We start from the raw sequence: 14,337 nt of genomic DNA, 5'->3' as shown, positions 1-14,337 counted from the left end.
GTCGGCATGGGTTTGAGCCATGCCAACGTTTTTGTATGCTATACATTCCACCAATAAGTAAATTTCAAGACCAAAGCACGGTTTCGCACCTGAAATGTATCTGACATATAATTATCGGTATAAACCAAAAACAAATCTGATGCTGGGCTATATCTCCACTGAAGACGTGTGTTTAGATTAACGTTTTTGTTTTGGTTATTGAATTGTAAAAAGTTAGTAAAAAACAGTTTATTCGTGAAAGTAACATCTACTCTTGGGCCAACTAACCAAAAATTAAATTGTTTATTGACCAAATCCTTCGGTACTGCTGGTTCTGATTTAAAGTTTAATTGATTATAATTGGCACTCATCGTAATAGCTACATAAGGTTGAAAACGATAACCAACTTCGCCATTTAATCGTAGTCTTGTGCCATTGGCATAATAGCCGCCGTATCGAGTTGATACCAAATAAGTTAACAAAGCCTGTGGTTTTGAGGTATAATCTATACCAAACGAGTCCCATTTGTGTTCGCTGCCCTCTTTCAAGAAGACCCCCGCAAAGTTTGTGGGGTCGAATGGTCGGAGCAAATACACGTAATTATGTGCCACCCACGCCATTAAAGTATTGGTTTTGCGGAAATTGATACGATACGCCAAAAACTTTTCGTTTTCGGTTTCCTTTGAGAAATCTTTGGTGAAATAATGCGTAAGCATCGCCGTTGGGCCGTGACTTAGAATATGTTTCGATTTTGGAAAAAACAAATACCCAATTTGTGGATTTAGTTTTCCGTAATTGATTCGTGGAACATAACCAACCTCAGCCGTGTAGTTGCTTCCTACACTTTCAAACTCAATTCCTGCGGTTAGCCTTTTGTTGGTGTACAAAATATTTCCTGCAAAAACACCATCATCTTTTTTAGTATTTGGGCTAAACGACTTAAAGTACATCAGTTTACCAGTCCAAGCGTTGTTTTGTGAAAGCAAGTTATATTCGATGGCTAAATTTCGGTTGTACTCTTTCACAGCAGCTTTATCGACAACCGACTGATAATCAAGTAATTGCTTATTGACAAACATTACTGCAATGTTTGAGCGAGCAAAAACTCTGCGTTGCAAAGCAATTACGCCAAAATTTTGGGCATTTGTTACGGCATCGCTTTTTCCCGTTTGCATATTCATCAAGCCGATTCTCCAGTCTTTATTGAGCTTTCCGCTTACTCTCGCACCAAACTTAATAGGTGTATTCAAACCGATTCTTCTTGAAAAAAATGGTCGTAGTGTCTGATAGCCAAAATTGGCAAATAAATCGCCATTTTCTAAAAAAAACTGCCTTCTTTCTGGGAAAAATAACTCAAAACGGTCGAGATTTGTTTGTTGTTGATCAACTTCAACTTGTGAAAAATCAGGGTTTACTGTTAAATCAAGATTTAATGATGATGTAAGTCCAACTTTTGCATCAAAACCAATATCTCCTCTATAATCAGTTGGAAGTTTCTTTTCTTGATTCCGAGATACGCCACCCAAGATATATGGAATGATTGAAATATTTGAAGAAGCCGTTGGAGGTTCTTCGTCCCAAATTAATGAAGCTGCATAAGCTAATGAAGCCGTAGGAAATTGGCGAGGAACTGGAGCCCAAGCCGATTTTTCGGTAGTTTTGAGGTCTAATCGACTAAAATTTACTCCCCAACGTTTAATTCCTTTTTTATATCGAAGTGTTTTAAATGGAATCGCACATTCCCAAACCCATTTTTCATCATCGTATTTTACCTCTGATGTCCATTTATTTTCCCACGTCAAACTAATATTACTTCCATTAAACATCAGTCCATCCCACTGAGCCCCCATCGCATTTGCTCCGAACGAAAAACCATTCGTTTGGTCATCAAAAGTATCAAGAAATAATAAATCGTTATCATTTTTTCCGAAATTGAAATCTCGTTTCAATGATTCCACCATGTATGGGCCAGGGAGTTTATCGTAATTGATAAAAACAACGTAAAGATTTTTATCATCATAGGTCATTTTTACATCAGTACGCACTTTTGCATAACTTGTATCCATCGGTAAAACTTGATAAAAATCAGTGGCCAATTGAGCATCAGCCCATGCTTTTTCATCAACAATTCCATCAATTTTTAATGGAGAAGTGGCACGACGAATGCGATATTCTACTTTTTCGTTTTTACTTTGGGCAAAAGAGAAGAGAGAATTGAGTAAAAAAAAGGAAATTAATAGGTTTTTGAGCATTGTAAGTTTAGAATGTAGTTTTGTCTATAACAAAATTACGTTTTTTCTGTACTTTTTGCTCACCAATACGCCCAAATGGCTAAAAATAGCGACAAAGTTTATTCCATTATTAATATCGGAAAAGTGAAAGTTCTAATTTTAAAATAAACAAAAAGCGACTATCAGGTTTTAACCTAATAATCGCTCTTTATTTATAAAGTTTTCAATTTACTGTTGTCCCATTTTCAAACGCATTTCTTTTCTTGCTGTTTTAAACCAAACATAGATTACTGTCGGTACAGAAAGGTAGGTAAAGACCAACATCAATAAAATACCATCATTAATACCCGTGCCGATAACTCCACGTCCTTCACTCAAATTACTTCCTACTGAAGCACGGCACATCGCACACTGTGCAAAAGTCATTGTTTGACTTAATAAAAATATTATAAAAAATGCCACAATTCTTTTCATAATCGTATCATTAAAATTTAAACATAATATGGTTTTATCATCAAATAAGCCACAACCCCCGTTATCGACACATAGAGCCAAATTGGAAAGGCATATTTTGTCAATTTACGATGCAATTCATATTCTTTTATCCAAGCAAAAAAGTATGCTCTCAAAACCAAAGGTAATACAACCAAGGATAGTAAAATATGACTTATGAGGATAAAATAATAAAAATATCTAACAAAACCTTCGCCACCATAGCTCGTTGATGGATTGGTCAAGTGATAAAGCACATAACAGACTAAAAACACTCCACCAAGTAAAAATGCTAAAGTCATTACTTTTCTATGACGCTCAATTTGTTTTTGTTTGACTAAAAACAAGCCATAAATCAATAAAATTGATGTTAATGTGTTTATTCCACCAATCACGTGTGGAAGAGCCTTTGTCCACGCTCCTAAATCTATTTTTTGTCTAATTCCCAACAAAATTGCCACGACTAATGGCACTGCTATCGACACTACATTTATTAATGTAATCGAAATCTTATCCTGCTTAACTCTTACTTCTTCCATCTTTAATTATTTAAAAATAATAGGCACACAATAAATGATAATTGAAGTGTTATGAACCTACTTTTTTGACTTATAAATCTCAGTCAAAACCTTCACCTCACCAATTAGACGCTCAACATCAGGCGAATATGTTCCGTCGTAAATGCCTCTAATATATCCTTCTTTATCTATTAATAGTAACTTCTCCGAATGAATAAATGTTTCATCAATTGACTTGATTTTATTATCATATTCGGAAGCATCGGCCACTGGCAGTTTATAACCTTTTATCGCTAAATCGTAGATTGTCTTTTTATCTCCAGTTAAAAAGTACCATTTCCCGTATTTTGCATCATATTTCTGTGCATATTTTTGCAAAACTGCCGACGAATCGTACTTTGGGTCAACACTGTGAGAGACAATTACCACATTCGAGTCGGCTGAAAAAATACTTTGTACTCTTGATAAACTATTTGAGAGTTTAGGACAGATTGTTCCGCAACGAGTAAAGAAAAAGTCAGCAATATAAATTTTGCCTTTTACATTCTCAGAGTTAAACTTATTACCATTTTGGTCAATCAATTCGTACTTAGGTATCTGATGAAAAACAGTATCAGGCCCTTTCATCACAATTTGACCTGTCTCATCCAATTCGGGCATGAGATAAGGTAATGAATAATAGTTTTGCCCAAATATTTTGAGAAAAACAAAAATAAAAGTCGGAACAGCTAATATGGCTATTAGTATTCCGACTTTGAATGATTTATTTTGCATTATTTACTTGAATAATAATCTCTCCAAACCAATATATCCACCTTCTACAATCAATGCTACGATAAGCCAAACTACAAAAATACATGGTAAAACTACTGTCCAAATCAATGATTTAACTTCATGTTTTAAGTGCATAAATATACCTACGATATAATATGCTTTCACGATTGTAAGAATAATAAAGATACCAACTTTTGTCCATTTGTAAGTATCTGCATCAACAACAAACGCAATTAAGAATTCAAGTGCTGTGATGCCTAACAAAATCCAGAATGTTCTCCAAATTTCTTTGGTTTGTGCTGGTAATTTTTCGGTATTTTCAGAATGCTGAGCCATTGTATAATAATTTTAAGACTTTCTAATTTTATTAAAAAAGAGTTCGGTTTCTAACTAAACAAGGTAGAAGAATGTAAATACAAACACCCATACTAAATCTACAAAGTGCCAGTACAAACCTACTTTCTCAACCATATCATAATGACCACGTTTTTCATAAACTCCATTGGCTGTGTTATAGAATATCAAGATATTCAAAACTACGCCCGAGAATACGTGCGTTCCGTGGAAACCAGTAATGAAGAAAAAGAAGTCAGCAAATGCTGCTGGGCCATATTCGTTTTGCACGAGGTTCGCTCCAAAAATCTTTGTTCCATCGGCCAATGTAAGACCGTGCTCTGTTCCATGAATGAAGTGTCCCCACTCCCAAGCTTGTGAACTCAAGAAGGCAAAACCACCAAGGATTGTCCAAAGCATATATTTTTCAACATCAGCTTTATCACGACGATGACCAGCTTCTACAGCCAATACCATCGTAACAGAGCTCATAATCAAGATAAAAGTCATGATACCAACAAAAACAAGAGGAGCAGCAACACCATGTAAAAACGGTACAGCCTCAAAAACTCTTTCTGGAATTGGCCACCAAGTATTTGAGAATTCAAAGTTTTTACGTAAACCTTCAAATGTTGGGAAACTATAACGAACTAAACCGTATGAAATCAATAAAGCAGAAAAAGTAAATGTATCGGATAATAAGAAAATCCACATCATCAATTTTCCATAGCCAACTTTCATTGGTTGTACGCCACCTTTCCAAATTAAGTGTTCTGCGGTCGTAGAGGTATTTGCACTTGCCATAGCTTACAATTATTAGCGGTTTACCGCTTTGGTTAACAGTTTCAATTAATTTTGACCCAAAAATAGTCAAAAAGTGAATATTATCTAAAATACAATAAAAATACAAACAAATATATCCAAAGTATGTCTAAGAAGTGCCAAGAAGTAGCACAAACTTCAACTAAAATGGTATTATCGGCATTTAATTTCATTCTGAACGCCATTAAAAAGGTTGCAATCAGAATTCCAAGTCCGAGAACTAAGTGAGCCATGTGTAAGCCCGTAAAAATATAAAAGAACGAACCTGAAGGATTTCCTTTCAAGAAAACACCTTGTTGTTGTAAATTCTGCCAACCTAAGTATTGCATCGCTAAAAATACAAGCCCTAAAATAGTTGTGACAGCCACAAATGTTTTAAGCTTAGTATTATCATTGCTTTTAGCCGCTTTCAAAGATAAGTGCATTGTAGCACTGCTAATCATCAAAATCAAAGTACTAATCCAAAAGATTGTCGGAATTTCAAATTCTGCCCAGTTTCCTTCTGCTCTTCTTACTAAATATGCACTCGTTTGAGAAGCAAATAGCATCACGATTGTGATAATAAAGAGCCAAATTATAAACTTCCACTTATTTACTGATAGTACTTGAGCTGGCTCTTGTACACCTACAGTTGCAGTAGAGGTTTTACTTTTATTTAATTTATTACTCATAAAGTTTGTCGTTGAATCATTTACCTAAGCATTATTTTAGGTAAATAAAGGTGGTACTATAATTTATCCAGTAAATAGGCAATTTGCACAACTGGTAAATAAATAAAAGAACCGAACATTAATTGCAGAGCCGCCTTTCGGTCAACTCTACGCATTAAATGAAATGTTTGTGCTAAAAACAACACACCAAACACCATTGCTACTACTGCCGAATTGATACCTGTCATGCCCAAATAAAATGGTACCCAGCAAAGTGGCAGTAAAAATAGCGTGTAAATCATTATCTGAATAGCTGAATTTAGGTTCTGTCCACCACTTGATGGCAAAAGCTTAAATCCTGCTTTGCTATAATCATCATCCAATACCCAAGCAATTGCCCAAAAATGTGGAAATTGCCAAAAGAACTGTATTGCAAATAGAATACCTGGTTCAAGTCCAAAATGGTTAACCGATGCAACCCAGCCAATCATCGGAGGGAATGCTCCTGGTAACGCCCCCACTGCAACTGCTACTGGCCCAACCCTCTTCAACGGTGTATATACGAACCCGTATAAAATCATTGATAAAAGTGCTAAAAGCCCCGCTTTGTAATTAAATTCATAGAACAAAATATACATTGCAATCGCAGCCATTACCCAACCAAAAATTGCTGCTTCCTTTACCGATAATCTTCCACTTGGAAGCGGGCGATTTTCTGTGCGAGTCATCAATTTATCAAGGTCTTTTTCAATGATTTGATTGATGATATTTGCTGCCGCTGTCGTTGCAAAAGCTGCTATCGAAAATAATACCAACCTTAACCAATCAATTTTATCAGCAGCCAAAGTAAAGCCAATCGCTGAAGAGAAAACAACCGTAGCTGATAACCTGAATTTGGTTAGTTCGTAGAAAGCCTTTAACTTCTGAGCAAAGATATTTTCTGTTACAGTTAAATTCATTTATACTTGTGAAGCATTGCTTCGGAATACTCTTTCTTTATTAAGAAATAAAAAAATAACGAATTGGATGCCTATTGCTAAGGTTCCAAGCGTTAAATGAATTGGTTGCATTAGTCTTGGAAAACCTAAGTAGGCCAACGAAAGGCCTGAAATAAGTTCAATTCCAATGGTGATTAACAACCAATTTGAAAATTTTGATAATAAACCTTTTTCACTGATTGATTTATTAATTCTGTAATAAATTAATAAATTAGTAATGACAATAACTATCGAGAAAAAGGCGTGCATTTGGAATTTACCACCTAAATTAGCCACCCATTCTGCTCTGAGAGCATCTCCCATTACACTGGCTACTTGATCAACAACCTCTCTAACCTGTGTACCAAGAAGTACTTGTCCGATAGTAAGAAAAATTGCTGCTGATACCAAGAAACTCAAAGAACTTTTATCCGCTATGTCTTCAACTTCAATAACATAATTGTAAGAACGAGCCACCGCATATAATAATATAAACACAATAATTACTGATAGAATCATGTGTAATGTAATCATTACTGGGTGAAGTTCACTCGAAACAACTTTCGAGCCTAACCATCCTTCAAATGCTACTAAAATCGTTGCCAGCAAACTTAGAAAGACAATTGTTTTGTCTTTTTTTCTGAAACTAATGAGCGAACTCACAAATGTTCCAAAAACTAAAAAACCAATCGCAACCCCTACTAAACGGTTTATATATTCAATCCAAGTCTTAATGGCATTAAACTCAACTTCGCCTTTGAGCTTTGCACCGTAAATTTCCTTATAGTTACTGGGTAATTGCGAAATATCCGTTGGTGGTATCCAAGTCCCAAAACACTTAGGCCAGTCTGGACAGCCCATTCCCGAGCCAGTTGCTCTTACAATTCCACCGACTAAAATAAGAAAGTAAATCGCACCAACTGTCCAAAAACCGAGCTTTCTAAATACTTTGCCGTGAGTCATAATTGGTTTGAGACAACGATTCACAACCATAAAGTTGTGAATCGTTAGTAATTTTTATCAATCTGGAATACTGTAATCAAACTTAATTCCTTCGATTTCTTTCTCTTCTTTGATCAATTCATTCTCATACGGGAAGTTTGATTCTGGTGTAGCTGAGAAAGGAATATTCTGAGGAATAAAATCAACATCAGAGCCTGGCTTGCTATAATCATAAGGCCAACGATAAACAGCAGGAATTTCTCCTTCCCAGTTACCATGACCAACATTTACAGGTGTTGTCCACTCCAAAGTATTTGATTTCCATGGGTTCTGAGTTGCTTTCTTACCCCAGAAAATCGAATAAAAGAAGTTAAATAAGAAGATAATATTTGCAGCAAATACAACAATTGCAGCAATTGTACTTACCTGTGCTAAATCTTGGTATTTATTTGTAAAATCAAAACCTGTGTAAGCATAATATCTTCTTGGGAAACCAGCAATACCTAAGTAGTGCTGAGGGAAGAACACCATGTAAGCACCGATGAATGTAATCCAGAAATGAACATATCCTAATGTACTATTCATCATTCTACCAAACATCTTTGGGAACCAATGATAAACCCCTGCCACCATTCCGAAGAATGCAGCAGAACCCATTACAAGGTGGAAGTGAGCAACTACAAAATATGTATCGTGTAATTGAATATCTAATGCACTATTACCTAAAATAATACCAGTAACACCACCTGATACGAAGAATGAAACTAAACCAATTGAGAACAACATCGCAGGAGTAAAGATGATATTACCTCTCCATAATGTAGTAATATAGTTAAAGCCTTTCACCGCAGATGGGACTGCAATAATCAAAGTTAGTAGTGTAAATACTGAACCTAAGAAAGGATTCATACCTGTCATAAACATGTGGTGAGCCCATACGATAAAGGCCAAGAACATGATACCCAACATTGAGAAAATCATCGCTTTGTAACCAAAAATTGGTTTTCTTGCATTTGTCGCTATGATCTCAGATGTCATACCAAGTGCAGGTAAAATAACGATATAAACCTCAGGGTGACCTAAAAACCAGAATAAGTGTTGGAACAAAATTGGGCTACCACCCTGATTAGGAAGTGCTTGTCCATTGATGTATATATCTGACAAATAGAAACTTGTGCCAAAACTACGGTCAAAAATCAATAATAATGCAGCAGACAATAATACAGGGAATGACAAAATACCTAAGATAGCGGTAAATGTAAACGCCCAAATTGTTAGAGGCATTTTATCAAAAGTCATACCTCTTGTACGTAAGTTGATTACGGTAGTTACATAATTGATACTACCCAATAAACTTGACATGATGAAGATTGCCATACTAACTAACCACATTGTCATACCCGTACCTGAACCTGGTGCTGCATCTGGCAAAGCACTCAATGGTGGATATACAACCCAACCACCACCAGCAGGGCCATCTTGAACAAACAATGAACAGAACATGATTACACTTGACAAGAAGAATAACCAATATGATAACATATTGATAAACCCTGATGCCATATCTCTTGCTCCAATTTGAAGCGGAATCAAGAAGTTAGAGAATGTACCACTCAAACCTGCAGTCAATACAAAGAATACCATGATGGTTCCGTGCATTGTAACCAAAGCAATATAATAATTAGGATCTAACTTACCTGCTTCATCAAACCATCTCTCACCTAAAATTGGTTTTAACCAACCCAAATCAATGCCAGGGTATCCTAATTGTAAACGGAATACCAATGATAAAAAACCACCAATTAAAGCCCATACGATACCCGAAATCAAGTATTGCTTGGCAATTACTTTATGGTCCTCAGAGAATATATATTTCTTTATAAAACTCTGTGGCTCGTGATGCTCATGTGCTTCATCATGTCCGTGAACATGAGTATCTGCGTGTGCTACTGCTGCCATGTTTATATTATTAGTTTAAATAATTTAGATTGAATTTTATCTTAATGATGTAACTGTCGGCAAACTTGTTCCCAATGATGCTGTTGTACTGTCAGGAGCAGCTTCAGATGGGAGATATTTCATTGCTTTAGCTTTCAAGCTTGCTGGAACTTTCTCTAAAAACTCTGGCTTACTTGCTAACAATGATTTTTGCTCTTTTTTCCATTTTTCATAATCTGCTGGTTCGTCAACAACTAAGATTAGCTTCATTGCGAAGTGACTTCTTCCACAAACCTCTGTACATGCAATCTCATATTTGAAGTCAGGATTACCTAATTCGCCTTGCATATCAGCAGTACTTTTATCTGCTATAAACCAAAACTTTGTAGGCATACCTGGTACCGCATCCATTTTAACTCTCATGTGAGGGATAAATACACTATGCAATACATCTCTTGCTCTGATTTTCAACAATACTGGTTTTCCTTTTGGAATGTGCAATTCTGAACTATTTGTAAAGTCATCAAATGAATTTTCATCAGTAAAGTCAATACCAAACTCGTTACCAGCGGCATCATCAATTAGTTTATAGTTATAGTTTCCTAATTTACCATTATCAACGCCACCATATCTAACCTGCCATCCGAATTGTTTTCCCATAATTTCTATCACTTCAGCATCTTTCGGAGCTTCTGACATAACTTTGTTCCAAACTTTCAAACCTGTAAACACTAAGGCAGCCATAACAACTGCAGGAATTAAAGTCCAAACAATTTCAAGCGTATTATTGTGCGGGTAGAAATGAGCTACTCTATTTTTATTGTAGCGATACTTCAATGGGAAATAAAATAAAACTGAGTTAACTACCAAAAACGAAGCCGTTACAACAGCCATTCCAAACCAAAACCAAAAATCAGTTTCTTTTCCGTGTACAGATGATGCCGATGGAATATCTCCAAATGCCATCAAAAAGTCCTTTTTAGCATAAATAAATGACCAAAAAATACCAATAACACTCAAAATCCAGAAAACAAATAGACCAATAGCATTAATATTATTTGCACTATCTGCCATTTCATCATTTTGTTCTGAATCACCCTTTACTCCCTTTAAGAGAGTTTGTGTTTTTGAAATTACCAAGATGGTAAGAACAATAAACACAATTGCTAAAGCTACAATCAATAATGTCATGTTACTAAATAATTTACAAGTTTGAATACTTTAAACCCTTGTATATAAAAAAGAATGTTCAACGAAATTGTTTTAAAATTAAATATCGTGGTGCATACTTTCTTCTAAGAATGGGTGATTTTTTGGATAAAGGTTTGCTTTAGAAAGTTCATTTGCAACAAAATAAATAAATAAAGATGCAAAAGTTAGAGTAGTTCCCCACTCAATAATACCAATGCCACCTTGGTCTTTAGCAATACCTGGCATGTGCATTTGGTAAAAATCAAACCAGTGACCAATGATAACAGAAACACTACCTAATTTCAAGAATGTTGGTCTTCTTTTTGAATTTCTTGCCATTAAAATCAAGAATGGGAAGAAAAAGTTTAGCACAAGACTAATGTGGAATGGCCACCAATATCTACCTTGAAAACCTGTGAAACGCTCACGGAAATAAATTGTTTCTTCTGGTAAGTTAGCGTAGAATATCAATAAATATTGAGAGAACCATACGTATGTCCAGAATACAGAAAATCCGAAAATGAATTTTCCTAAATCATGTAAATGGCTTTCATTAACGATTTGCAGATATCCTTGGTCTTTCAATAACAAGATAATTAACATCATTGTTGCTAAACCAGCAACGTGCCAGCTTGCCAAGTGATACCAACCAAACATTGTTGAGAACCAGTGTGTATCAATTACCATTGATAAATCCCAAGCCGAAGTTGATGCTGTCACAGCGAAGAACACCATAAAAAGTTTTGAAGCATTACGGCCTTTATAATAGTTTTCTAAACCACCCATTTCATCTTCTAAAAGCGAGTATTTACGGATAGCTTTCCAACCAAAGTACCATACGACCACATAAGCAATTAAGCGTATGAAGTAAAAAGGCAAGTTCAAATACCATGCTTTTCCAGCAATAATTTTATCATAATGTTCACTTGCTGGGTCCATTATACCATCATGCGTCCAGTGCATTACAATGTGACGAGTTGATGGAAGAGCCATTAAAATGATTAAAATAACCCCTGGAACAATTACAAATGATGGCATTGCTTCAGCTACACGTTTGATTGACGAAGACCAACCTGCTTTAGCAATATAGTTATAAGCAATAAAAAATGCTCCAACTACTGAAATTCCAAGGAAGTAAACACTATTCATCCAAATATTTGCAATGATTCTGGCAAACAAAGTTGCACCGTGTTCGCCACCATGCTCTGAATGACCTGCAGCTTCGTGTCCTGCAGCGGCGTGTTCGCCACCATGCGATTCCCAAACACCAATTGACCAGCCTTTTGATAGTAAGAATGAACCAATTGCTACTAACGCAACACCTATCAATGCTGCAATGATTAGATTGCGTTTGGTTTCAGATTTAAACTCAAATCTTTCTTCTGTAGAAGGAATTTCGTGAGTATTGTGAGCCATTTTCTTTAAATTTGAACCCTTATACTTAAAGGGTGTTAATAAATGAAATATCTTTATACTTAGCCCTGTAAAGGGTGTTTCCACTATTTAAGCGGATAGCATTTATAATATTAGTTACCTAATTGCAATCTATGTACGTAATGTACAATTTTCCAACGCTCCTCTGGATTTACCTGTGAAGCATGAGACCACATACGTCCTTTTCCATGAGTAATTACGTGGTAAATATGACCATCGTTCATATTTTTGTAGGCATCAGACGCATAGTTTGGTACACCTTTATACACTTTACCAACTGCACCATCACCAGCACCTTTTTCTCCATGACAATGTAAACAGTTTCTTTCGTATAAAACTTTTCCTTCTTCTTCAGCCTTTTCAGACCACGGAATAGGGTTTTTCAACGAAACTTCTGCTACTGCAATACTATCTTTCGGTAAATTATAGACCATCAAATCGTTTACAACTGTACTATCATCTTGCAAGAATGATGTTTGATAATTTGCACGAGAAACAGTACCTGCTACTGGCGAACGCATATTTTTACCATCTGCATTAATGTTATTTTCACGCCATTGCGACAACGGTTCGTATGCACGAGAGTTGTACATGTTAGGAGCAAACTCCCAACCAGTACTATTATTATCGTTACAAGATGTCAATACAACCGTTGAGAAAGTTGCGATTGATAATGCAAGCGAAATATTTTTGAATGAAACCTTCATTTTTAAATTCTTTGAATTGATAAACAGATAAATGTTATACTTCTTTCACATTTACTTCTGAAGCACCTGATTCTTTCAATAATTTTGAAATTTCAGTCTCTGATAACTTATTTTTTGCAAGGTCAATTGCTACTACAAATTTATCATCAGTACTTCTAACATCAAATATGATTGGCTTTGCTGTTGGGCCTAAATCCTCCATAAAGAAAAATGTAAATGACATACCAAATGCTGCCAAAAGTACAGTAAGCTCAAATACAATTGGAATGTTTGTCGGAAAAGGGAAGAAGTTCTTTCCACCAACATTGATTGGCCAATCAACACCCATTGTCCAAAACGTGAGCAACAAAGCACAACATGTACCCGTGATACCGAATAAGAAAGCGGCAACGCCCATTCTTGGGAAGCTATAACCTAACGCTCTGTCAAGACCGTGTACGGCAAAAGGTGTATATGCTTCATGAATTTTAACACCTTGGTGTCTTATGTCTTCGACTGCGTGAAGTAACTCGTCGCCATCGTCAAAAACTCCTACTAAATATTTGCTATCTGCCATTTTTAATGAATGGTTAAAAAAGTCTTTATTAAACCGTTGTTTTTTTCTTTTCTGGGTATTTTTCAGAAGATGATTTCAATACTGATTTTACCTCTGCCATGTTGATAACTGGTAAGAACTTAGCAAATAAGAAAAACGCTGTAAAGAAGAATCCGAAAGAGAAAATATAGTCAGAAATATCACCCATACGAGGAGTAAAATATGTCCAGCTTGATGGTAAATAATCACGGTGCAATGATGTCACGATGATTACAAAACGCTCAAACCACATACCGATATTTACAACAACAGCCATTACGAAAGAAACAAGGATGTTTTCACGAACTTTCTTGAACCAGAATAATTGCGGAGAAAGTACGTTACAAGTCATCATCGCCCAGTATGACCACCAAAGTGGACCAGTAGCACGATTAATGAAAGCATACTGTTCGTATTCTACACCAGAATAAGCTGCAATAAAAAACTCTGTGATATAAGCAATACCTACAACTGAACCTGTTAAAGTGATGATTTTATTCATCAAAGAGATATGCTCAAGGGTTACATAATCTTCCATTTTGTACACAACTCTCGTCACCAACATCAAGTTTTGAACCATTGCAAAACCAGAGAAGATAGCACCCGCAACGAAATACGGAGGGAAGATTGTTGTGTGCCAGCCAGGGATAACCGACGTAGCAAAGTCAAAAGATACGATTGTGTGTACAGATAGTACAAGTGGTGTTGATAAACCAGCCAAAATCAAAGAAACGTCTTCGTATCTTGCCCAAGCTCTTGCTCCACCTGTCCAGCC

Annotated in this window: 15 protein-coding genes; all 15 read right to left on the bottom strand. The window is 35.9% G+C overall.

Annotated elements, in window-relative coordinates; all coding sequences use genetic code 11:
* Positions 1-38: 38 nt before the first annotated feature.
* Complete coding sequence (locus A6M55_RS11180) at positions 39-2,231, bottom strand: carbohydrate binding family 9 domain-containing protein (protein WP_064197673.1); 2,193 nt, start codon at positions 2,229-2,231, stop codon at positions 39-41.
* A gap of 207 nt (positions 2,232-2,438) precedes the next feature.
* Positions 2,439-2,636: a hypothetical protein gene (locus A6M55_RS11175; protein ID WP_229235516.1), complete on the bottom strand. Its 198-nt coding sequence runs from the start codon at positions 2,634-2,636 to the stop codon at positions 2,439-2,441.
* A gap of 65 nt (positions 2,637-2,701) precedes the next feature.
* Positions 2,702-3,241: a DUF420 domain-containing protein gene (locus A6M55_RS11170; RefSeq protein ID WP_064197671.1), complete on the bottom strand. Its 540-nt coding sequence runs from the start codon at positions 3,239-3,241 to the stop codon at positions 2,702-2,704.
* A 57-nt stretch (positions 3,242-3,298) separates the two neighbouring features.
* Positions 3,299-3,994, bottom strand: a complete 696-nt coding sequence (locus A6M55_RS11165; protein WP_064197670.1) for an SCO family protein — start codon at positions 3,992-3,994, stop codon at positions 3,299-3,301.
* A 3-nt stretch (positions 3,995-3,997) separates the two neighbouring features.
* Positions 3,998-4,330 (bottom strand): cytochrome C oxidase subunit IV family protein, encoded by a 333-nt coding sequence (locus A6M55_RS11160; RefSeq protein ID WP_064197669.1) that lies wholly within the window; start codon positions 4,328-4,330, stop codon positions 3,998-4,000.
* Between the two features lie 54 nt (positions 4,331-4,384).
* On the bottom strand, positions 4,385-5,131 hold the full coding sequence (locus tag A6M55_RS11155) for a cytochrome c oxidase subunit 3 (protein ID WP_064197668.1): 747 nt from the start codon (positions 5,129-5,131) through the stop codon (positions 4,385-4,387).
* Between the two features lie 80 nt (positions 5,132-5,211).
* Positions 5,212-5,820 carry a cytochrome c oxidase subunit 3 gene (locus tag A6M55_RS11150; protein ID WP_064197667.1) on the bottom strand — a complete coding sequence of 203 codons (609 nt, stop codon included), beginning with the start codon at positions 5,818-5,820 and terminating at the stop codon, positions 5,212-5,214.
* Between the two features lie 56 nt (positions 5,821-5,876).
* Positions 5,877-6,758 (bottom strand): heme o synthase, encoded by an 882-nt coding sequence (gene cyoE / locus A6M55_RS11145; protein ID WP_064197666.1) that lies wholly within the window; start codon positions 6,756-6,758, stop codon positions 5,877-5,879.
* Positions 6,759-7,763: a heme A synthase gene (locus A6M55_RS11140; RefSeq protein ID WP_229235515.1), complete on the bottom strand. Its 1,005-nt coding sequence runs from the start codon at positions 7,761-7,763 to the stop codon at positions 6,759-6,761.
* Positions 7,764-7,796: 33 nt separating this feature from the next.
* Complete coding sequence (locus A6M55_RS11135) at positions 7,797-9,677, bottom strand: cbb3-type cytochrome c oxidase subunit I (RefSeq protein ID WP_064197664.1); 1,881 nt, start codon at positions 9,675-9,677, stop codon at positions 7,797-7,799.
* A gap of 36 nt (positions 9,678-9,713) precedes the next feature.
* Positions 9,714-10,847, bottom strand: coding sequence for a cytochrome c oxidase subunit II (locus A6M55_RS11130; RefSeq protein ID WP_064197663.1), 1,134 nt, complete (start codon positions 10,845-10,847; stop codon positions 9,714-9,716).
* Positions 10,848-10,925: 78 nt separating this feature from the next.
* Positions 10,926-12,263 carry a hypothetical protein gene (locus tag A6M55_RS11125; RefSeq protein ID WP_064197662.1) on the bottom strand — a complete coding sequence of 446 codons (1,338 nt, stop codon included), beginning with the start codon at positions 12,261-12,263 and terminating at the stop codon, positions 10,926-10,928.
* A gap of 110 nt (positions 12,264-12,373) precedes the next feature.
* Positions 12,374-12,988, bottom strand: a complete 615-nt coding sequence (locus A6M55_RS11120; RefSeq protein WP_064197661.1) for a cytochrome c — start codon at positions 12,986-12,988, stop codon at positions 12,374-12,376.
* A 34-nt stretch (positions 12,989-13,022) separates the two neighbouring features.
* Positions 13,023-13,544: a DUF3341 domain-containing protein gene (locus A6M55_RS11115; RefSeq protein ID WP_064197660.1), complete on the bottom strand. Its 522-nt coding sequence runs from the start codon at positions 13,542-13,544 to the stop codon at positions 13,023-13,025.
* Between the two features lie 28 nt (positions 13,545-13,572).
* A partial coding sequence (nrfD, locus tag A6M55_RS11110) for an NrfD/PsrC family molybdoenzyme membrane anchor subunit (protein WP_197491697.1) occupies positions 13,573-14,337 on the bottom strand: 765 nt, incomplete at its 5' end.

It is taken from the genome of Emticicia sp. MM, from assembly GCF_001649495.1.
Note: the sequence above shows the minus strand (reverse complement) of the source record. Positions and strands in the feature narration are given on the sequence as shown.

Bases quoted from the DNA above. Each gene is read 5' to 3' on its own strand.
- A6M55_RS11180 (WP_064197673.1), bottom strand. From the start codon at position 2,231: ATGCTCAAAAACCTATTAATTTCCTTTTTTTTACTCAATTCTCTCTTC.
- A6M55_RS11175 (WP_229235516.1), bottom strand. From the start codon at position 2,636: ATGACTTTTGCACAGTGTGCGATGTGCCGTGCTTCAGTAGGAAGTAAT.
- A6M55_RS11170 (WP_064197671.1), bottom strand. From the start codon at position 3,241: ATGGAAGAAGTAAGAGTTAAGCAGGATAAGATTTCGATTACATTAATA.
- A6M55_RS11165 (WP_064197670.1), bottom strand. From the start codon at position 3,994: ATGCAAAATAAATCATTCAAAGTCGGAATACTAATAGCCATATTAGCT.
- A6M55_RS11160 (WP_064197669.1), bottom strand. From the start codon at position 4,330: ATGGCTCAGCATTCTGAAAATACCGAAAAATTACCAGCACAAACCAAA.
- A6M55_RS11155 (WP_064197668.1), bottom strand. From the start codon at position 5,131: ATGGCAAGTGCAAATACCTCTACGACCGCAGAACACTTAATTTGGAAA.
- A6M55_RS11150 (WP_064197667.1), bottom strand. From the start codon at position 5,820: ATGAGTAATAAATTAAATAAAAGTAAAACCTCTACTGCAACTGTAGGT.
- cyoE (WP_064197666.1), bottom strand. From the start codon at position 6,758: ATGAATTTAACTGTAACAGAAAATATCTTTGCTCAGAAGTTAAAGGCT.
- A6M55_RS11135 (WP_064197664.1), bottom strand. From the start codon at position 9,677: ATGGCAGCAGTAGCACACGCAGATACTCATGTTCACGGACATGATGAA.
- A6M55_RS11130 (WP_064197663.1), bottom strand. From the start codon at position 10,847: ATGACATTATTGATTGTAGCTTTAGCAATTGTGTTTATTGTTCTTACC.
- A6M55_RS11125 (WP_064197662.1), bottom strand. From the start codon at position 12,263: ATGGCTCACAATACTCACGAAATTCCTTCTACAGAAGAAAGATTTGAG.
- A6M55_RS11120 (WP_064197661.1), bottom strand. From the start codon at position 12,988: ATGAAGGTTTCATTCAAAAATATTTCGCTTGCATTATCAATCGCAACT.
- A6M55_RS11115 (WP_064197660.1), bottom strand. From the start codon at position 13,544: ATGGCAGATAGCAAATATTTAGTAGGAGTTTTTGACGATGGCGACGAG.